The organism is Bradyrhizobium frederickii, assembly GCF_004570865.1.
Classification (GTDB): domain Bacteria; phylum Pseudomonadota; class Alphaproteobacteria; order Rhizobiales; family Xanthobacteraceae; genus Bradyrhizobium; species Bradyrhizobium frederickii.
Map to the genome: position 1 here is coordinate 69,692 of NZ_SPQS01000004.1, position 20,071 is coordinate 89,762.

Annotated in this window: 18 protein-coding genes and 1 riboswitch; of the genes, 9 read left to right on the plus strand and 9 right to left on the minus strand. The window is 65.7% G+C overall.

All coding sequences use genetic code 11. From position 1 onward, the window contains the following. Positions 1-17 precede the first annotated feature (17 nt). Positions 18-272 carry a hypothetical protein gene (locus E4K64_RS08130; RefSeq protein ID WP_135163060.1) on the plus strand — a complete coding sequence of 85 codons (255 nt, stop codon included), beginning with the start codon at positions 18-20 and terminating at the stop codon, positions 270-272. Positions 273-297: 25 nt separating this feature from the next. Here E4K64_RS08130 and E4K64_RS08135 read toward each other — a convergent pair whose 3' ends face one another. Further along, positions 298-531 carry a DUF6894 family protein gene (locus E4K64_RS08135; protein ID WP_018316629.1) on the minus strand — a complete coding sequence of 78 codons (234 nt, stop codon included), beginning with the start codon at positions 529-531 and terminating at the stop codon, positions 298-300. A 169-nt stretch (positions 532-700) separates the two neighbouring features. Further along, positions 701-901, minus strand: coding sequence for a hypothetical protein (locus E4K64_RS08140; RefSeq protein ID WP_126260947.1), 201 nt, complete (start codon positions 899-901; stop codon positions 701-703). A gap of 256 nt (positions 902-1,157) precedes the next feature. Here E4K64_RS08140 and E4K64_RS08145 point away from each other — a divergent pair, with 256 nt between their 5' ends. Continuing rightward, complete coding sequence (locus E4K64_RS08145) at positions 1,158-1,415, plus strand: DUF2798 domain-containing protein (RefSeq protein WP_167771879.1); 258 nt, start codon at positions 1,158-1,160, stop codon at positions 1,413-1,415. A gap of 660 nt (positions 1,416-2,075) precedes the next feature. Here the strand turns inward: E4K64_RS08145 and E4K64_RS40205 are convergent. Beyond that, the gene (locus E4K64_RS40205) at positions 2,076-2,243 is read right to left on the minus strand and encodes a hypothetical protein (RefSeq protein ID WP_167771880.1); all 168 of its coding nucleotides are present in this window, start codon (positions 2,241-2,243) and stop codon (positions 2,076-2,078) included. Between the two features lie 151 nt (positions 2,244-2,394). Then, entirely contained in the window at positions 2,395-2,595 is a 201-nt protein-coding gene (locus E4K64_RS08150; protein WP_135163062.1) for a hypothetical protein, read from the minus strand. Positions 2,596-3,035: 440 nt separating this feature from the next. Between E4K64_RS08150 and recA the strand changes: the two genes are divergently transcribed. Continuing rightward, complete coding sequence (gene recA / locus E4K64_RS08155; RefSeq protein WP_126260835.1) at positions 3,036-4,124, plus strand: recombinase RecA; 1,089 nt, start codon at positions 3,036-3,038, stop codon at positions 4,122-4,124. 224 nt (positions 4,125-4,348) lie between these two features. Here the strand turns inward: recA and gcvP are convergent, their stop codons facing one another. From gcvP to gcvT, 3 genes are all read right to left on the minus strand, one after another. Then, the gene (gene gcvP / locus E4K64_RS08160; RefSeq protein WP_167771915.1) at positions 4,349-7,216 is read right to left on the minus strand and encodes an aminomethyl-transferring glycine dehydrogenase; all 2,868 of its coding nucleotides are present in this window, start codon (positions 7,214-7,216) and stop codon (positions 4,349-4,351) included. A gap of 177 nt (positions 7,217-7,393) precedes the next feature. Next, positions 7,394-7,762: a glycine cleavage system protein GcvH gene (gcvH, locus tag E4K64_RS08165; protein WP_135163064.1), complete on the minus strand. Its 369-nt coding sequence runs from the start codon at positions 7,760-7,762 to the stop codon at positions 7,394-7,396. Positions 7,763-7,771: 9 nt separating this feature from the next. Beyond that, complete coding sequence (gene gcvT / locus E4K64_RS08170; protein ID WP_135163065.1) at positions 7,772-8,920, minus strand: glycine cleavage system aminomethyltransferase GcvT; 1,149 nt, start codon at positions 8,918-8,920, stop codon at positions 7,772-7,774. Between the two features lie 143 nt (positions 8,921-9,063). Beyond that, a riboswitch (glycine riboswitch) is annotated at positions 9,064-9,154 on the minus strand. 233 nt (positions 9,155-9,387) lie between these two features. On the opposite strand from gcvT, the gene alaS reads away from it, so the two are divergent. Then, a complete protein-coding gene (gene alaS / locus E4K64_RS08175; protein WP_167771881.1) occupies positions 9,388-12,069 on the plus strand; it encodes an alanine--tRNA ligase in 2,682 nt (893 codons plus the stop codon). A 4-nt stretch (positions 12,070-12,073) separates the two neighbouring features. Further along, positions 12,074-13,300 carry a cyclic nucleotide-gated ion channel gene (locus E4K64_RS08180; RefSeq protein ID WP_135163067.1) on the plus strand — a complete coding sequence of 409 codons (1,227 nt, stop codon included), beginning with the start codon at positions 12,074-12,076 and terminating at the stop codon, positions 13,298-13,300. A gap of 162 nt (positions 13,301-13,462) precedes the next feature. Here the strand turns inward: E4K64_RS08180 and E4K64_RS08185 are convergent, their stop codons facing one another. Further along, complete coding sequence (locus E4K64_RS08185) at positions 13,463-14,677, minus strand: NADP-dependent isocitrate dehydrogenase (protein ID WP_135163068.1); 1,215 nt, start codon at positions 14,675-14,677, stop codon at positions 13,463-13,465. Positions 14,678-15,026: 349 nt separating this feature from the next. Between E4K64_RS08185 and E4K64_RS08190 the strand changes: the two genes are divergently transcribed. Next, positions 15,027-16,226, plus strand: a complete 1,200-nt coding sequence (locus E4K64_RS08190; RefSeq protein ID WP_135163069.1) for a TrmJ/YjtD family RNA methyltransferase — start codon at positions 15,027-15,029, stop codon at positions 16,224-16,226. Between the two features lie 186 nt (positions 16,227-16,412). On the opposite strand, the gene E4K64_RS08195 is transcribed toward E4K64_RS08190, so the two are convergent. Then, on the minus strand, positions 16,413-17,066 hold the full coding sequence (locus tag E4K64_RS08195; RefSeq protein WP_135163070.1) for a TetR/AcrR family transcriptional regulator: 654 nt from the start codon (positions 17,064-17,066) through the stop codon (positions 16,413-16,415). Between the two features lie 246 nt (positions 17,067-17,312). Between E4K64_RS08195 and E4K64_RS08200 the strand changes: the two genes are divergently transcribed. Genes E4K64_RS08200 through E4K64_RS08210 form a run of 3 tightly spaced genes read left to right on the plus strand, consistent with a single transcriptional unit; the run spans position 17,313 to position 19,955 of the window. Continuing rightward, on the plus strand, positions 17,313-17,855 hold the full coding sequence (locus tag E4K64_RS08200; RefSeq protein WP_126260848.1) for an OsmC family protein: 543 nt from the start codon (positions 17,313-17,315) through the stop codon (positions 17,853-17,855). Between the two features lie 35 nt (positions 17,856-17,890). Then, entirely contained in the window at positions 17,891-19,024 is a 1,134-nt protein-coding gene (locus E4K64_RS08205) for an acyl-CoA dehydrogenase family protein (RefSeq protein WP_167771882.1), read from the plus strand. A 52-nt stretch (positions 19,025-19,076) separates the two neighbouring features. Continuing rightward, positions 19,077-19,955 (plus strand): sulfurtransferase, encoded by an 879-nt coding sequence (locus tag E4K64_RS08210; protein ID WP_135163072.1) that lies wholly within the window; start codon positions 19,077-19,079, stop codon positions 19,953-19,955. The last annotated feature ends 116 nt before the right edge of the window (positions 19,956-20,071 follow it).

Below are 20,071 nucleotides of genomic sequence, written 5' to 3' on the forward strand. Positions count from 1 at the left end.
GTAGAGGAGGACAGGACATGGCCGATCGTCCGCGGGATCTCGCCGAGCGGATGGCGCGCCGGCGCAAGGCGCCTGGCAAGCCCGGCCAAACGATCGGCGACGGCTTTCTGCGCGAGACCTTCACGCTGCCGCGCGCGGCGGCGCGGGAACGGGCCCAGGCCTTCTTCGCCCGCTATCCCAAGGCCGGCTATATGAGCGCGGTCGAGACCTGGCGCGAACTGCCCGGCGGCGACATCGAATTCACCATGCGGCGGCTGCCCAGCGCGGACTGAAGCCTGCCTGCTCGAGGGGCTCTTGCTAGTCGAGGGTTTCGGCGACGATGCGGATCCGGAATACCGGCTCCTTGGCCTCGTCCAGCAGCTCCATGTGCCATTCGGAATTTTCCTGGAGCTTGCGGGCAATGCCGGCGGTCATGTCGGCGCAGACATTGGTCATCTCTTTCCAGGCCGAATCGCGATCGGCGAATTCCGTCGCCTGGTCGGCGCAGCCGGAATAACGGCCATTCCGGATACGAAAGAAATAGAGCGGCATGGCTGGCACCGATCGCGCGTGACGGCCTCGCCCCCAAGGCCACGGGCGCGCGCAGTCCAATCCCAAACCAGCGTCAGATCAATTCCGGGCGGCTACGGATGATGCCGCCGCGAGGGGCCTGCCAGCCGCGCCGGTGCGGTGCACACGCCCCCGCGCGATCAGCGAGGCGCTATCCGGCCGGTTCAGGCCGTTGCCCCGCCGATCGCTTCAGCTCCCGATCGATCCGCAGCTGCACGCGCCGGATCGCGAGCAGATCGATTTTCGTCTCGGTCTTGCCCGTCTTGATCTGATCGCCGATGCGGAACTGCCATTGCCAGATTCCGGGAATCGCCGTCTTGGCGACGGTGAATTCGATGCCCCTGTGATTCATGGTGACCTCCCACGATTCACTTCCAAGATCGCAAACAAGTTGGCCGTCCTCATATTCCCACGGCAAGGAAAATCTGTTGGTTGACGGACAGTTACCCCGTGGTTCTCCGACCAAGAACAGAGTTCCTGGGCTGCATCCGTTTGCGGGTGTTGCGCCGCGCGATACGCGACGCAGGCCGGCTCCTGCCAACGTTGCCGATGCGCGCGGCGGCATGTGCCTTGCTTGCCCTGATGACGGCAAGCAACATGGGTCCGTCATGCTCGGCATTCCCCGCCGCTACAGTCATTTCGTCTTCGGGATCATCCAGTCCGGACTGACTTCGCTGATCGCGGCCGGGATCGCCAGCTGGCCCGCGGGCAGCGCGGCGATCTTCGTCGGTCACTGGATGGCGTCGTGGCTGATCGCCTGGGCCGCGATGCTGCCGATCGTGGTCCTGGCGGCGCCCGCGATCCGCGCCTTCGCGCTGCGTCTGACCCGCGAGGAGAGGGATCCGCGAGCCGGCAGCCAGGCATGAAAAAGCCCCGCTTGGGGAGAGCCAAGCGGGGCAGCGAGTTGTTGGAGGCTGAGGTGCTGGGCTGCAACACCATAGCCGCGTCATCCTAGCCGGCTCCGCTTACGGCAGCCTGACAGGCGGCAGGTTTCCACGCCCCGTGGCTGAGGCCGCAGACTGGCCCCGCACCGGTCCCAATTTCGACATCCGTTCGCACAACTGCGGTCACACAGGTCGGCAAGATTCCAGACCGTTCGGCGCGGCCATGGGGGAAACGTGGCACGCCGACTACGGGGTGGCATCATGGATAACGTAGAGCGGTCGTTCGCCGCCGCGACAGCGGCTGGCTTCGTGGTGCTGGTGATCGGCCTCGTGCTGCTGGCGCTGCTGTAAGCCAGGCACTGCCGGCACTCGTGCCTGCCGCGATCGCGGGCACGGCATGCCGCCACTCTCAAAACTGGAAAACAACCCCATGCACAGTAGGCCGCATGGAAATTCTGTTGTTCTTTCAGTGGCCTGATGGAGGTGTTTAGATACCTCTATAGCTCGCGACTCGCCCGGAGGCCATGCGGGACCCGTCCCCCCCGCGATGTCGCGCCGTCGCGGGTCAGTCGATCCCGACCGGCGGCCAAAGAGAGCGCCGGCGGATCGTTGTCGGTTCCAAAGCCGGCCCCTGCGCTGGCCCTAATGGATCTTGATTTCATTCAGGGGAAGATGGAGCTCGCTGGCGCGCTCTTCGCGGTCCTTCTTGCGGAACTCGTTTTCCTTGCGCTCGAACTTCATCATCTCCTCATGCGCCGTCTCCGGCAGAGGTTTGCGCCCGATCGTTTCGCGGTGCTTGTTGTCCGTCATGACAGAGATCCCCAGAGTTGCGGTCTCATCCTGGAGAAGGCCTGAGACCGCGAAAAGGTTCGGTGCCGCAGGATTGCGGAATTATGACGACCAGGCATGCATCTTCGACGCGCGTCAGCTTCGGTCGGGGAGGGATATTGCGGCCGCGCCGCTATTTCGGCGGTTCCAGCCCGGGGGATTTGACCCAGTCGTGCAGATGATTTGCCAACTCAGCCTGGCGCGCCTTCTTGAGGAGGGCGTCCCGTTCGGGGCCGGGAGGCAGGCTGGCGGCGTCCTCCTTGACCTGCTTCACCCATGCGGAGAGCCGGTCTTGAAGGGTCAATTGTTGCTTGAAACGTCGCCGCTTGAGCATGGCACGATCCTGTCCGTGCGCGGAAGGCGGGAGCGCAATCGGGGTTCTCATCATCGATCGTCGCCGCGGTCCCGCGCGGGGTGATGATGGATTAGGATCCATAAACGGAACGGCGTCTGTTCAGTTGTGCGCACAAGGCGCGCGGCGGAGCCGGCTGATCGACCAGGATCGGGCCGCAACCGCGCCCGCGGAACGTTCACCATTTCCGGCCAGAATGCTGGATCTACGTTGTGGGGCTGCTGGCTTACGACGAGCCACCTCACCGGGAATTAGGACGTCCCGAATTCAACCCGGGGTAGGGCAGAAACGCGGCCAGCGGCCAAATTCCAAAAAGAACATATTGCGAACCTGGAACAAATAGGGTACATTGCTTTTATCGCCGCGCCGCCTCGCAACTGTTTGTCCCTCACGCGAATCCTCGCCATAAGGAGCACGACCCAATGTCCGCCACTGCCCTGCGTATCGTCGAAGGATCTTCCATGGACAAGAGTAAAGCTCTGGCCGCCGCGCTCTCCCAGATCGAGCGCCAGTTTGGCAAGGGCTCGGTGATGAAGCTCGGCAAGAACGACCGGTCCATGGACATCGAGGCGGTGTCGTCGGGCTCGCTCGGGCTCGATATTGCGCTTGGCATCGGCGGCCTGCCAAAGGGGCGCATCGTCGAGATCTACGGGCCGGAATCCTCGGGCAAGACCACGCTGGCGCTGCATACGGTCGCTGAAGCACAGAAGAAGGGCGGCATCTGCGCCTTCATCGACGCCGAGCACGCGCTCGACCCGGTCTATGCCCGCAAGCTCGGCGTCAACATCGACGAGCTCCTGATCTCGCAGCCCGACACCGGCGAGCAGGCGCTGGAGATCTGCGACACGCTGGTGCGCTCCGGTGCGGTGGACGTGCTGGTGATCGATTCGGTCGCGGCGCTGGTGCCGAAGGCCGAGCTCGAAGGCGAGATGGGCGATGCGCTGCCGGGCCTGCAGGCCCGTCTGATGAGCCAGGCGCTGCGCAAGCTCACGGCCTCGATCAACAAGTCCAACACCATGGTCATCTTCATCAACCAGATCCGCATGAAGATCGGTGTGATGTACGGCTCGCCCGAGACCACCACCGGCGGCAACGCGCTGAAATTCTACGCCTCCGTCCGCCTCGACATCCGCCGCATCGGCGCGATCAAGGAGCGCGACGAAGTGGTCGGCAACACCACGCGCGTCAAGGTGGTCAAGAACAAGCTGGCGCCCCCGTTCAAGCAGGTCGAGTTCGACATCATGTACGGCGAGGGCGTCTCCAAGATGGGCGAGATCCTCGACCTCGGCGTCAAGGCCGGCATCGTCGAGAAATCGGGCGCCTGGTTCTCCTATGACAGCCAGCGCCTCGGCCAGGGCCGCGAGAACTCGAAAGCGTTCTTGAAGGCCAACCCCGACATTACCGCCAAGATCGAAACCGCGATCCGCCAGAACTCCGGCCTGATCGCCGAGCAGATCCTGGCCGGCACGCCCGAGCGCGACGCCGACGGCGAGGAGCCGACGGACGAGTAAATCTTAAACAACCAGGTTTTTCGCGAGGAGCGGGCGCTGAAGACGTTGAGTTGCCGACGTCGTCAGTGCCCGTTTCGTTTTGTGGTAGAAGACATACCGGATCATTTTGTGATGCCGGGATCGTAGATCGTAGGGTGGGCAAAGGCGCGTAAGCGCCGTGCCCACCATCTTTCACCGCATACAAAGGTGGTGGGCACGCTTGCGCTTTGCCCACCCTACGAAGCTTACTCCGCGGCTTGCGCGTAGTCGCTCACCGGCGGGCAGGAGCACACCAGGTTGCGGTCGCCGTAGACGTTGTCGACGCGGCCCACCGGGCTCCAGTATTTGTCGGTGCGCGAGACGCCCTGGGGGAAGCAGCCTTCAGCGCGGGTGTAGGCGCGCTTCCAATCGTCATCCGCGATGTCGTGCACGGTGTGCGGGGCGTGACGCAAGGGCGAGGCTTCGATCTTGAAGCGGCCGGCCTCGACCTCGGCGATCTCCTTGCGGATCGCGATCATGGCATCGCAGAAGCGGTCCAGCTCGGCCTTCGATTCCGACTCGGTCGGCTCGATCATCAGCGTGCCCGGCACCGGGAAGCTCATGGTCGGGGCGTGGAAGCCGTAATCGATCAGGCGCTTTGCGATGTCGTCCACGGTGACGCCTGATGTCGCCTTCAGCGGGCGGGGATCGACGATGCACTCATGGGCGACACGGCCCTTGGCGTTCTTGTAGAGCACCGGGAAGTGCGGATCGAGGCGCGCTGCGATGTAGTTGGCGTTGAGGATCGCGATCTCGGTGGCGCGCTTCAGGCCTTCGCCGCCCATCATCAGGATGTAGATGTAGGAGATGGTCAGGATCGACGCCGAGCCGAACGGCGCGGCCGAGACCGGGCCGACAGGCGCTTCAGCATTCGTCGCGGGATGGCCGGGCAGGAACGGCGCAAGATGGGCCTTCACGCCGATCGGGCCCATGCCGGGGCCGCCGCCGCCATGCGGGATGCAGAAGGTCTTGTGTAGATTGAGATGGCTGACATCGGCGCCGTAATCGCCGGGCCTGGAGAGGCCGACCTGCGCGTTGAGGTTGGCGCCGTCCAGATACACCTGGCCGCCATGGGCGTGGACGATGTCGCAGATCTCGCGGATATGCTCCTCGAACACGCCATGGGTCGAGGGATAGGTGATCATGACCGCGGCGAGATCCTTGGAATGCTTCTCGGCCTTGGCGCGCAAGTCATTGACGTCGACGTCGCCGTTCTTCTCGCAAGACACAACCACCACGTCCATGCCAACCATCGCAGCCGAAGCCGGGTTGGTGCCGTGGGCGGAGGAGGGGATCAGGCAGATCTTGCGGTGCGTCTCTCCGCGCGCGGCATGGTAACCGCGGATCGCCAAAAGCCCGGCATATTCGCCTTGCGCGCCCGAGTTCGGCTGCAGCGAGATCGCGTCATAGCCGGTGATGTCGCACAGCCACTTCTCCAGCCGCGCGAACAGCGCGTGATAGCCGCTCGCCTGCTCGCGCGGCACGAACGGGTGCAGCGTCGCGAATTCCGGCCAGGTCAGCGGCATCATTTCGGTGGTCGCGTTCAGCTTCATGGTGCAGGAGCCGAGCGGGATCATGGCGCGGTCGAGCGCGAGGTCGCGATCGCTGAGCTTGCGCATGTAGCGCAGCATCTCGGTCTCGGAGCGATGCGCATGGAAGACCGGATGGGTGAGGAAAGCGGTGGTGCGCTTCAGCGCCTCCGGCAGCGCCTCGCGCGTGGTCGCGTCGATCTCGGCGTAGGCAAGCGTGCCGCCGAAGGCGCGCCAGACCGCTTCGACCGTCGCCGGCGTGGTGGTCTCGTCGAGCGCGATGCGCAAGGCGGTTTCACCGACGCCGAGATTGATCTTCTCGGCGGCCGCGCGCGCGACGATCTCGGCGCGCCTGGCGCCGGCATCGACGCTCACCGTGTCGAAGAAGGCCTCCGACTGCGGCGCAAAGCCGAGCTTGCGCAGACCGCTCGCCAGCACGGCGGCACGGCGGTGCACGTTGCGCGCGATCTGCGAGAGGCCCTCGGGGCCGTGATAGACCGCGTACATCGAGGCGATCACGGCGAGCAGCACCTGGGCGGTACAGATGTTGGAGGTCGCCTTCTCGCGGCGGATGTGCTGCTCGCGGGTCTGCAGCGCGAGGCGATAGGCCGGTGCCCCGCGCGAATCCACGGAGAGGCCGACGATGCGGCCGGGCAGCGAGCGCTTCAGCGCATCGCGCACCGCCATATAGGCCGCGTGCGGTCCGCCATAGCCCATCGGCACGCCAAAACGCTGCGCCGAGCCGATTGCGATGTCGGCCCCGAGCTCGCCGGGCGAGGCGATCAGCGTCAGTGCCAAGAGATCGGCGGCGAGAATCGCGAGCGCGCCCTTGGCCTTCAGCGCCGATATCGCGGGCCTGAGGTCGCGCAATGCGCCCGAGGAGCCCGGATATTGCAGCAGCGCGCCGAGCACGTCCGCCTTGTCGAGATCGGTGAGGGGATCGCCGACGATCAGGCTCCAGCCGAGCGGCTCGGCGCGGGTGCGCATCACCGCCAGCGTCTGCGGGTGCACGTCCTTGTCGACGAAGAACGCCTTTGCCTTGACCTGCGAGTGCCGCTCCGCCAGCGCCATGGCTTCGGCCGCCGCGGTCGCTTCGTCGAGCAGCGAGGCGTTGGCGACATCGAGCCCGGTGAGGTCGCAGATCATGGTCTGGAAGTTGAGCAGCGCTTCCAGCCGGCCCTGGCTGATCTCGGGCTGGTAGGGCGTGTAGGCGGTGTACCAGGCCGGATTTTCCAGAATGTTGCGCTGGATCACCGCGGGCAGGATCGTGCCGGAATAGCCCTGGCCGATCAGCGAGGTGAAGACCTGGTTCTGTCGCGCCAGCTCGGCCATATGCGCGATCGCTTCGGTCTCGCTGAGCGGCTTGCCGAGATCGAGCGGGGCGGCCTGCCGGATCGAGGCCGGCAGCGTTTCCGCCATCAGGGCGTCGACGCTCTTGGCGCTGACGGTTTCGAGCATGGCGGTGACGTCGCGCGCCGAGGGGCCGATATGGCGGCGAACGAAACTGGCGGCGGTGTCGCCGTTGGTCTTGCGGTGCGCGGTCATCATTGGGTCCTCGCTAGGAGTTGCTGTCATCGCCCGCCTAGTGCGCAATTGCGCACAGGGGCGGGCGATCCAGTACGCCGCGGCCTCTCGGCTCTAGCCGAAGCGGCTGCGTTTACTGGATGCCCCGCCTTCGCGGGGCATGACAGTGAGTATGTTGAGAGGGCTCGGCTCATATCGTCACGCCGTGTGGGCCGTGTAGGCGGCTTCGTCCATGAGGCCGCCGAGCTCGCTTTTGTCGGCGATCTTGATCTTGAAGAACCAGGCCTTGCCTTGCGCGTCCGAATTCACCAGCGCCGGCTCGGAAGCGAGCTCGGCATTGGTCTCGAGCACCTCGCCGGTCACAGGCGCATAGACGTCGGAGGCGGCCTTCACCGATTCCACCACGGCTGCGGCTTCCGCCTTCTTCAGCGCGCGGCCGATCTTGGGCAGCTCGACGAACACGACGTCGCCGAGCTGCTGCTGGGCATAGTCGGTGATGCCGACGGTGGCGACATCGCCGTCGATCGCCAGCCATTCGTGGTCGGGGGTGTACAGCGTCGTGGTCATTTCGAGTCCTCAGCGTTTGTAGGTGTTTTTCACGAAGGGCATGGCGGCGACGGCGAGCGGCAGTCGCTGGCCGCGCACCTCGGCGAACAGCTTGGTGCCGAGCGCGCTCAGCTTGGTGGGCACGTAGCCCATTGCCACCGGCGCATTCAGGCTCGGGCCGAAGCCGCCCGATGTGACTTGTCCGATCGGCTCGCCCGCATCGGCGCCGGCAAAAAGCAGCGCGCCCTCGCGCACCGGCGCACGGCCCTCGGCACGCAGGCCGACGCGGCGGCGGGTCGCGCCGTTGTCGAAATGCGCCAGGATTTTCTCAGCGCCGGGAAAGCCGCCGGCGCGCGCGCCGCCGCTGCGGCGGCTCTTCTGCACCGACCATTCCAGGGCGGCCTCGACCGGCGTGGTCGCGGTGTCGATGTCGTGGCCGTAGAGGCAGAGACCGGCTTCCAGCCGCAGGCTGTCGCGGGCGCCGAGGCCGATCGGCAGCACGTCGGGATTGTCCAGCAGCATCTTGGCGAGGCGTTCGGCATCGCTGGCGGGAGCCGAGATCTCGAACCCGTCCTCGCCGGTATAGCCGGAGCGCGAGACGAAGCACTTGATGCCGGCGACCTCATGCGGACCGGCGTCCATGAACTTCATGGACGGCGCCGTTGCACACAATGTCGCCAGCACCGTTTCGGCCTTCGGGCCCTGCAGCGCGATCAGGGCACGGTCGGCGAGGGGATCGATGACGCAGTCGCCCGAGAGATTCGCGCGCAGATGCGCCTCGTCCGCGTCCTTGCAGGCGGCATTGACGACCAGGAACAGGTGATCGCCGAAATTGGCGACCATGAGATCGTCGAGGATGCCGCCGTCTTTATTGGTGAACTGGGCGTAGCGCTGCCGGTTGGGCGCGATCGCCACGATGTCCTGCGGCACCAGCCGCTCCAGCGCGCGGGCGGCGTCCTCGACCTTGCCCGACTTCGGCCGGAGCGCGATCTGGCCCATATGGGAGACGTCGAACAGGCCGGCCGCGGCGCGCGTATGGAGGTGCTCCTTCAGCACGCCCGCAGGGTACTGTACGGGCATGTCATAGCCAGCGAACGGCACCATCTTGCCGCCGAGGGACACATGCAGGGCGTGGAGGGGCGTATGTCGGAGAGATTTCTGGTCGTCGGGTACTGGCATCACAGGGGTCCTCGGCGGTTCCCCGGGGACGATTCCCCGGGCCAACCTGTCGAGCCCCATCTGTCGCTGTGCCTGAGAGTATTATCCCGTCGGCGGGCGCAGTCCGGGTCTAGACCCGTCGGCGCCTCTTTCCAGATGCTGTCAAAGCCACGCGGTCCTTTTGCCTGAGAGTTTCCGGGGCGGTTGCTCCTTCGGCGCCGGCTGCCTAAAGCCGGTCTCTCCCGACGTGGCCGTAGATACAGATGGGTACAGACCACAGGGCGGCCAAGCCTGTCAACGCGTCCGCATGTCCTATCAACGGGATTGCAACGGGAATTGAGCGGATGCGGCAACCCTCTGATCTGCCTGCACAGTTTCTGGACAGGGAAGCTGGCCTTGTCTAAAAGCGCTTTGGCCCGCAGATATCAGCCTTAACGTTACGGTTTGGATGGCGAGAAGCGGGTCCAAGCACACCCGATTGGATGAACATGAGCGGCGTCAACGAGATCAGGTCGACCTTTCTGAACTTCTTTGCCGAGAACGGCCACGAGATCGTGGCGTCCTCGCCACTCGTGCCGCGCAACGATCCGACGTTGATGTTCACCAATGCCGGCATGGTGCAGTTCAAGAACGTCTTCACCGGCGTCGAGAAGCGGCCTTACCAGCGCGCCACGACCTCGCAGAAATGCGTGCGCGCCGGCGGCAAGCACAACGACCTCGACAATGTCGGCTACACCGCGCGCCATCTCACCTTCTTCGAGATGCTCGGCAACTTCTCCTTCGGCGACTACTTCAAGGAGCGGGCGATCGAGCTCGCCTGGAAGCTGATCACCAAGGAGTTCGGGCTCAAGAAGGACAAGCTGCTCGTCACCGTCTACCACACAGACGACGAGGCGGCGGGCCTGTGGAAGAAGATCGCCGGCTTCTCCGACGACCGCATCATCCGCATCCCGACCTCGGACAATTTCTGGGCGATGGGCGATACCGGCCCGTGCGGTCCGTGCTCGGAGATCTTCATCGATCGCGGCGAGCACATCTGGGGCGGGCCGCCGGGCTCGCCTGAGGAGGACGGCGATCGCTTCCTCGAGTTCTGGAACCTCGTGTTCATGCAATACGAGCAGGTGACGAAGGAGGAGCGGGTCGGCTTGCCGCGTCCCTCGATCGACACCGGCATGGGCCTGGAGCGCATGGCCTGCATCCTGCAGGGCGTCGAGAGCGTTTTCGAGACGGACCTGTTCCGCCATCTGGTCGACGCGACCTCGTCCGCGCTCGGCAGCGGGCCGACCGAGCAGAATGTCGCCTCGTTCCGCGTCATCGCCGACCATCTGCGGTCCTCGGCCTTCCTGGTCGCGGACGGCGTGCTGCCCTCGAACGAGGGCCGCGGCTACGTGCTGCGCCGGATCATGCGCCGCGCGATGCGCCATGCGCAGCTGCTGGGTGCGAAAGAGCCGCTGATGCATCGGCTGGTCTGGGCGCTGGTGCGCGAGATGGGCCAGGCCTATCCCGACCTGATGCGCGCGGAGAATCTGATCGAGGAAACGCTGCGGCTGGAAGAAACCCGCTTCCGCAAGACTCTTTCGCGCGGCCTCGCCATCCTCGACGAGAAGAGCGCGGGCCTGAAGAAGGGCGACATGTTCGACGGCGACGTCGCCTTCACGCTGTACGACACCTACGGCTTCCCGCTCGACCTGACGCAGGACGCGCTGAAATCGCGCGGCATCGGCGTCGACCAGGCCGCGTTCACCGATGCGATGGAGCGCCAGAAGGCCAAGGCGCGCGAGTCCTGGAAGGGCTCGGGCGAAGCGGCTTCCGAGGCGATCTGGTTCCCGCTGCGCGAGAAGCTCGGGGCCACCGAATTCCTGGGCTACGAGACCGAGAGCGCCGAGGGCGTGGTGTCGGCGCTGGTCAAGGACGGCGCCGAGGTCACCAGCCTGAAGGCCGGCGAGACGGGCGCGATCGTGCTGAACCAGACGCCGTTCTACGCGGAGTCAGGCGGCCAGGTCGGCGACACCGGCGTGCTGACGGGCGAGGGCGGCATCAAGTTCCGCGTCACCGACACGCAGAAGAAGCTCGGCGATTTCTTCGTCCATATCGGCAAGGTCGAGCAGGGCGAAGTGAAGCTCGGCACCGCGCTGCAGCTCGAGGTCGATCATTCGCGCCGCTCCTCGATCCGCGCGCATCACTCGGCGACGCATCTCATTCACGAGGCGCTGCGCCAGGTGCTCGGCGACCACATCGCCCAGCGCGGCTCGATGGTCGCGCCGGACCGCCTGCGCTTCGACTTCGTGCATCCGAAGCCGATCACGGCGGAGGAGCTAGCGCGTGTCGAGGACATCGCCAACGAGGTGGTGCTGGAGAACGACGAGGTCACCACGCGCGTGATGGGCGTCGACGAAGCGCGCGAGGCCGGCGCCCGCGCCCTGTTCGGCGAGAAATACGGCGACGAGGTCCGCGTCGTCTCGATGGGCAGGACGGCGCGCGAGCGCGGCGCCAACGCGCTCGGCTGGTCGGTCGAGCTCTGCGGCGGCACCCATGTCAAGCGCACCGGCGACATCGGCCTGATCACGCTGACGAGCGAGAGCGCGGTCGCGTCCGGCGTGCGCCGCATCGAGGCGCTGACCGGCAATTATGCGCGCAGGCATGCCAACGACACCATGGCGCTGGCGAAGAGTGCGGCGAACGAGCTGCGCACCTCCCTCGACGACGTGCCGGCGCGCATCGCTGCGTTGATGGATGAGCGCAAGAAGCTCGAGCGCGAGCTGTCGGATGCGCGCAAGAAGCTGGCGATGGGCGGCGGGGCATCCACCGGCAGCAATGGCGCGGCTTCGGGCGTGCGCGAGGTCGGCGACGTCAAGCTGATGGCCCGCGCGGTCGAGGGCATCGAGATGAAGGATCTCAAGAGCCTTGCCGACGACGGCAAGAAGCAGATCGGCTCCGGCGTCGTCGCGATCGTCGGCGTCACCGAGGACGGCAAGGCCGGTGTGGTGGTCGGCGTCACCCAAGACCTCACCGCGCGCTTCAACGCCGTCAACCTGGTGCGCGTCGCCTCCGAGGCACTCGGCGGCAAGGGCGGCGGCGGCCGGCCCGACATGGCGCAGGCCGGCGGCCCCGACGGCGCCAAGGCGACCGAGGCGCTGGCGGCCATCGAAAAAGCGATGGCAGGCGCGTGAAGCCATGAGCCCCGTTCCGCGAGGACGTGGGCTTCGCGATCCCGACATGAGGGATCGCCTCTACGAATTGCTGGAGCACGACCCGCTGGCCTATTCGGCCGGGTCGCGCTTCATCCAGATCATCATCGGCGTCATCGTGCTCAATGTGATCGCGATGGTCCTCGCCTCGGTGCCGGAGCTGGACGCGCGGTTCGGCACGCTGTTCGAAGCCATCACCATCCTGTCCGTGATCGTGTTCGCGCTGGAATATGCCGCGCGGATGTGGACCGTGGCCGGCCATACCCAGCGCAAGGGGTCCGCGCTGTCCGACCGGCTTGGCTATGCCTTCTCGGCGCTCGGCATCATCGACCTCATGGCGTTCCTGCCTGCGGCCATCGTGATGGCCACCGGCCGGCACGCGACGCTGGCGGCGCTCGGCGTGCTGCCGTTCTTCAAGCTGGTCCGCTATTCGCCGGCGATGCGCTCGCTGCTCGCCGCCGTGCATGCCGAGCGGCGGGCGCTGGTCGGCTGCGTCGTGATCCTGATCGGCGCGGTCTTGACCTTCGCCTCGCTGCTCTACGCCATCGAGCGCGACGTGCAGCCGGACAAGCTCGGCACCATCCCGCAGGCGATGTGGTGGGCGATCGTGACGCTCGGCACCGTCGGCTATGGCGACGTCGTGCCGGTGACGCCGCTCGGCAAGTTCGTCTCCACCTTCGCCATCATCAGCGGCTTCGCCATGATCGCGCTGCCGGTCGCGATCATCTCCACCGCCTTCGCCGAGGAGGTGAAGCGGCGCGACTTCGTCGTCACCTGGGGCATGCTGGCGCGGGTGCCGCTGTTCTCGCATCTGTCGGCCGCGGAGATCGCCGACATCATGCGGCTGCTCCGCGCGCGCACCGTCGAGCAGGGCGAGGTCCTGGTGCGGCGGGGCGACGCGGCGTCGTCGATGTATTTCATCACCGCCGGCGAGGTCGAGATCGTGCTGCCGAGCCAGCATGTGCGGCTCAGCGACGGCACTTTCTTCGGCGAGATCGCGCTATTGCACAAGACCAAGCGCAGCGGCACGGTGACGGCGACCCGCAAGACGCGCCTGCTGGTGCTCGACGCCCAGGATTTCCACGCGCTAATCGCGCGCATGCCGACGCTCGCCGACCACGTCCACACCACCGCCAAGGCCAGGCTCGCCGACACCGGCGATCTCGCGCAGGCGGAGCTGGCGCAGGCGGAGCAGGAAGACACGGACCGCTGAGCGGCCAACGTCTTCCGAAGGAGCTGAGGACAGCCAACTCCACCTCCGGTGTCGTCGCCCGGCTCGACCGGGCGACCCAGTATTCCAGAGAAAGCACTAATTCAGCCGAGAAGCCTCGGCGTACTGGATGCCCCGGTCAAGCCGGGGGCATGACAGTTGAGCTTACGCCGCCAGCTCTTTCGCGAGGTTCTCGGCGACCTTGTCGAGGAAGCCGGTGGTCGAGAGCCAGCGCTGGTCGGCGCCGACCAGGAGCGCGAGGTCCTTGGTCATGTAGCCGGCCTCGACGGTGTCGACGCAGACCTTCTCCAGCGTGTTGGCGAACTTGGCGAGTTCGGCATTGTTGTCGAGCTTGGCGCGGTGGGCGAGGCCGCGCGTCCATGCGAAGATCGAGGCGATGGAGTTGGTCGAGGTCTCCTTGCCCTTCTGGTGCTCGCGGTAGTGCCGGGTCACCGTGCCGTGGGCGGCTTCGGCCTCAACGGTCTTGCCGTCGGGGGTGAGCAGCACCGAGGTCATCAGGCCGAGCGAGCCGTAGCCCTGCGCGACCGTGTCGGACTGCACGTCGCCGTCGTAGTTCTTACAGGCCCAGACATAGCCGCCGGACCATTTCAGCGCCGAGGCCACCATGTCGTCGATCAGGCGGTGCTCGTAGGTCAGGCCCTTGGCGTCGAACTCCTTCTTGAACTCGCGGTCGAAGATGTCCTGGAAGATGTCCTTGAAGCGGCCGTCATAGACCTTCAGAATCGTGTTCTTGGTCGACAGGTAGACTGGGTAGCCGCGCAGCAGGCCGTAGTTGAAGGAGGCGCGGGCGAAGTCGATGATGGAGTCGTCGAGATTGTACATCTCCATGGCGACGCCGGCGCCGGGGGCCTTGAACACTTCCTTCTCGATCACGGTGCCGTCCTCGCCGACGAACTTCATCGAGAGGGTGCCCTTGCCCGGGAACTTGATGTCGGTGGCGCGGTACTGGTCGCCATAGGCGTGGCGGCCGATGATGATCGGCTTGGTCCAGCCGGGAACCAGGCGCGGCACGTTCTTGCAGATGATCGGCTCGCGGAAGATCACGCCGCCGAGGATGTTGCGGATGGTGCCGTTCGGCGACTTCCACATCTGCTTGAGGTTGAACTCCTTCACCCGGGCTTCATCGGGGGTGATGGTGGCGCACTTGACGCCGACGCCGACCTTCTTGATGGCCTCGGCCGCGTCGATGGTGACCTGATCGTTGGTGTGGTCGCGGTATTCCATCCCCAGGTCGAAATAGAGCAGCTCGACATCCAGGAACGGGTTGATCAGCTTGTCCTTGATGTACTGCCAGATGATCCGGGTCATCTCGTCGCCATCGAGCTCGACGACGGGATTGGATACCTTGATTTTTGCCATGATCGGGGAAGCCCTCTTGGGAACGGCGCCGTCGGCGCCAACGTGAATATCCGCCGCCTCTTAGCACCGGACCGCGACGGGCGAAAGCCAAGGGATTATGCACTTTTAGCCGATCCGGCCCCCACAGATGGGGAGCGCGCCGGGCCGCGTCGCAACGGGCAGGGGTGAGGTTTCAGGCGAGATTCAAAAGTCGAATCCAACCCGTTATTTCCCTTGAGAATTTTGCCAGGACAGGCAAACGACAGGCGGACAACCCGGCCGGCCCAACGCGAGCCTGAAAGGCCGGCTTGAATCAATTCCTGAGAGCGCCTTGCCAAGGCCTTGAGACCAAGAGTGAAAGCGAAGCGAGATGTCGGGGACTGACAAGAGCAAGGCGGGACTTTCCCTCGACGGGCCCATCGTGATCCTGGTCGAGCCGCAGCTCGGCGAAAACATCGGCATGGCCGCGCGCGCCATGGGCAATTTTGCCCTGAGCCGCCTGCGCATCGTCAACCCCAGGGACGGCTGGCCCAATATCGCCGCCCAGCGCGCCGCCGCCGGCGCCGACCACATTCTGGAGAAGGTCGAAATGTTCGGCACGGTGGAGGAGGCGGTCGCCGACCTCGATCTGCTGTTCGCCACCACCGCGCGCCCCCACGACCAGGCCAAGCCCGTGGTCGGGCCGGAAGCGGCAGCCGCCGAAATATCCGGGCACATCGCCACGGGAGGCAAGGCCGGTATCCTGTTCGGCCGCGAGCGCTGGGGGCTGACCAACGAGGAGGTCGGGCTCTCCAACCGTATCATCACCTTCCCGGTCAATCCGGGCTTCGCCTCGCTCAACCTCGCCCAGGCCGTGCTGCTGGTCGGCTATGAATGGTTCAAGCGGATAACGTCGGGCGAGCTGCCGCACGCCATGCCGGAGCGCTCCGAGCGCGCCTCGCAGCACCAGATGCAGGCGTTCTTCGACAACCTCGTGCGCGAGCTCGACAAGGTGGAGTTTTTGCGCCCGGCCGAGAAGCGCGACACCATGCTGGTCAACCTGCGCAACATCTTCACCCGGATGGAGCCGACCAAGCAGGACATGCACACCCTCCACGGCGTGGTGATGGCGATCGCGGAGGGGCGCAAGGGCCCGGCCAAGGGCGGCGTGCTCGACGGCGAGCAGGCGACGCGTCTGCGCGCGCTTCTCGCCGAGCACGGGCAGGGCGGCGGCGTCTCCGACAGCGGCTCGACCGTGCGCGGCCTTGCCCGCCTGCTCCGCCGCAATCCGACCGACGCCGAACGCCTGCTCTGGCAGGCGCTGACCCGCGACCGCCGCTTCGCGGGTGGGTTCAAGCGCCAGACCCCGGTCGGACGCCACATCCCGGACTTCGTCTCCTTCCCGCACCGGATCGCGATCGAGCTGGTCAACCCGGGCGAGGGCGAGGCGATCGCGGCCGACCGCGCGGGACGGCGGGCCTGGCTGGAGGCGCGGGACTATCGCGTGCTGGAGATTCGCGCGGCCGATGTGGAGCGGGATCTCGAGGCGGAGCTGGTGCGGCTTGCGGGGATGATGGCGGAGAGCGCGTAGGTTCGTCGCGCGAAGGTCTCGTAGGGTGGGCAAAGCGGAGCGTGCCCACGATCTCTATCCGTCACGGAGGAATGGTGGGCACGGCGCTACGCGCCTTTGCCCACCCTACGAAATCTCGGTGGCCGGAGCGAGTGGGCACAATCGGACTCCCGTATTCCGCTGCGCTTCTTGCGGGCTGAGCGGCGATCACACCGCCTCTAGCTGATCCGCCGCGCGCTTCTTCTTCGGCTTGGACTGGCCAAGCAGCGGGCCTGCCGTGAGCGCCGCCGTATCGGCCACGCCCGGATCGCGCGAGATCATCGCCGCGACGATCGCGCCATCGATCAGGAGGCCGAGCTGATGGGCCAGCACGGCGGGCTCGCTCGAGCCGAGCTCGGCGGCGAGCTTCTCGATGTGGCCGAGCACGATCTTCTTGTGCTTCAGCGCGATGTTGCGGAACTGCTTGGCGTCCTTGTCGTGCTCGCCGACCGCGTTGATGAAGGGGCAGCCGTAGAAGCGCTCTTCGGCGAACCAGCTCTTCAGCGCCGGAAAGATGCGCGTCAGCTTGGCCTGCGCGTCGCCGCCGCCTTCCTCCATGGCGGCGATGAACCATTCGCGCCACTGCTTGCCTTCGCTCTCCAGCACCGCGTTGACGAGATTGGTCTTGGAGCCGAACAGCTTGTAGAGCGTGGTCTTCGCGGTGCCGGCCTCCTCGATGATCGCATCGATGCCGGTGGCGTTGATGCCGTTCTTGCAGAACAGATGCGTCGCGGCACTGAGCAGGCGCCCACGCGCGGATTCGTCGTCGCCTGCGCCGGCGTGCGGCGAGTTCGCGTTCTTCTTCGATGACGTCTTTGCCATAGTCTGCAACTTAATCGCAGCTGCATCACATCAGCAAGCCGCATCTGTCCCGCGCTGAAAAGATTCGCATCCGCTCAGTCATCTGCTCCGCCTTTGAGCAGGAGGGGGCTGACCACTCCGCAGGCAGCGACGCTTAAGCGGCTCCAATGCCTCGCATTTCGCTTTTGGCCGCCTTTGGCACGGCCTATGCAAGAAAACAGACCGTTCGGTATCCTACCGATTTCCACTTCTGCCAGGGAGAAGCTGATGACTGCCGTCGTTCAAAAGACAGTGCTGACGGGGTGCCTTGCGCCCATCGACAAGAATGGCCTCGAGCAACTGATTGCGAGCGGCAAGGCCAACCCGAAGGTCGTCAAGACCTTGAAATGCAAGACGGTCGCCGAAGGAAAATTCCGCCACGCCAACTACATCCGCAACCTGCCGCCCTACATCGTCGACGAGCCGCCGGGGCTGCTCGGCGACGACACCGCGCCCAATCCGTCGGAAGCCTCGCTCGCCGCGCTCGGCTCCTGCCTTGCCGTCGGCCTGCACGCCAACGCCGTGCACCGCGGCTGGATCGTCAACAAGCTCGAGCTCGAGCTCGAAGGCGACCTCAACATCACCGCGGTCTGGGGCACCGGCGACACCTCCGACAAGCCGGTCGGCTTCACCGACGTGCGCGTCAAGGTCGACATGGAATGCGAGGGCATCGCGCAGGACGAGATCAACGCCCTGGTCGCCCATGTGAAGAAATGGTCGCCGGTCGCCAACACCTTCACCCGGCCGGTCAATCTCGAGGTCGGCATCTAGCAGGCGGCAATCAGGACAAGGTGCGGGAGACGATCATGGGTTCACTGGCTTTATCGCGGGTCGACGTTCTGGATCAGCCCGCACCGTCCATTGCAGGTGAGGTGGCGCGGATCGCGCGGGAGCAGCTCGCCCCGCTTGTCGCCGGCATCGACGACGGTTCGGTCTATCCGGTCGAGGTGCTGCGCAAGTTCGGCGAGGTCGGCGCCTGGGGCAGTCACGTGCCCCACGAAGGTCCTGCCGATCTGCGCTGCGCCATCCAGGCGATGGCGGCGATCGGCGAGGTCTGCGGGGCGACCGCCTTCATGGCCTGGTGCCAGAACACGTTGGTCTGGTACGCCGCCAACTCGACCAATATGAAATTGGCGAAACGCTTCGGCGATGCCTTCTCGACCGGCCGCGTCCTCGGCGGCACCGGGCTCTCCAACCCGATGAAGAGCTTCTTCGGCATCGAGAAGCTCAAGCTGAAGGGGCGCAAGGTCGAGGGCGGCTACATCGTGCGCGGTGCGCTGCCCTGGGTCTCCAACCTCGGCCCGGACCATTATTTCGGCACCATCTTCGAGCGTGAGGACGACCAGGGCACAGCAAACGGCGAGCCCGCCACTGTGATGTTTCTCGCGGATTGCGCGGACCCTGCGATCACCCTGACGCCGTGCAAGCCGTTCCTCGCCATGGATGGCACCGGCACCTATGGCGTCCAGTTCCGCGACGTCTTCGTGCCGGACGAGCTGATTCTCGCCGATCCCGCCGGGCCGTTCGTCAAGAAGATCCGCGCCGGCTTCATCCTGCTGCAGGCCGGCATGGCGCTCGGCCTCATCAAGGACTGCATCAACATCATGGGCGAGGTTGATGGTCCCCTCGGCCATATCAACCGTTATCTGCCGCAGCAGCCGGTGCATTTCGGCGATCTCGCCGCCGAGATCGAGGCCGAGACCATGGCGCTGGCTCGCGATCCCTACAACGAGGAGGAGACCTACTGGCGCAAGGTGATCGCGCTGCGCTTGCGCGCCGGCGAAGCCAGCGTCGCGGCGGCGCATGCGGCGATGCTGCATTGTGGCGCGCGCGGCTATTTGAAGAGCCACCGCGCGCAGCGGCGCCTGCGCGAGGCCTATTTCGTCGCGATCGTCACGCCGGCCACCAAGCAGCTGCGCAAGATGCTCGCTGATTCCTGAGCTTCACGAGTCCACCCCAGAAGACCACTTAACCTCAACGGAGAGGCTGCCAATGACGGACGTTCTGATCTCTGCCAGCGAACTTGCCGATCTCTTGAAGACGGAGCCGTGTGTCGTGATCGACACCCGCAATCCCGATGCCTATGCCGCCGGGCACCTGCCGGGTGCCGTGAACGTGCATGAGATTTTCACCTTTCTTGCGACTTCGACGCCCGAGGGCATCAGCGAGCTGAAGACCAAATTCGCCGACGCCTTCGGTGCCGCCGGCCTCTCCGGCAAGGAGACGGCCGTGATCTACGAGCAGTCGATGAATTCCGGCTTCGGCCAGTCCTGCCGCGGCTACTATCTGCTCACCATGCTCGGCTATCCCAAGGTCAAGGTGCTGCACGGCGGCTTCGACGCGTGGGCCGCCGCGGGTCTACCGGTGACGAAGGAAGTGCCGGCGCCGGCGAAGGCCTCGTTCGCGATCGTGCCGGAGGCCGGCGATATCCTGATCGACGCCAAGACCATGCTCGCCGCGGTCGGCAAGCCCGGCATCGCCATCCTCGACGTGCGCGACGTCGACGAATGGATCGGCGACAGCTCGTCTCCGTACGGCAAGGATTTCTGCCCGCGCAAGGGCCGCATCCCCGGCGCAGTGTGGCTGGAATGGTACCGCATGATGAAGCCGACCGCGGAAGGCCCGCGCTTCAAGTCCAAGGACGAGATCCTGGCGGAATGTGCCACAGTCGGCATCACGCCGGCGACACCGGTCTACCTCTACTGCTTCAAGGGGGCGCGTGCCTCGAACACGTTCCTCGCACTGAAGAACGCGGGAGTGAACGACGTGCGGATGTATTTCGGCTCCTGGAACGAATGGTCGCGCGATCCGTCGCTGCCGATCGAGCAGGGCTTGCCGATTGCATCCGGCGTCACCACCAAGGCGGCCTGAGCGCGCGCCTCGTCCTTCGAGACGACCGCTTCGCGGTCTCCTCGGGATGAGGCTAAGTGGCATCGGTGTCTGTTGCTTCCGTTGCCGCGCACGCTGCCCTCATCCTGAGGCGCCCG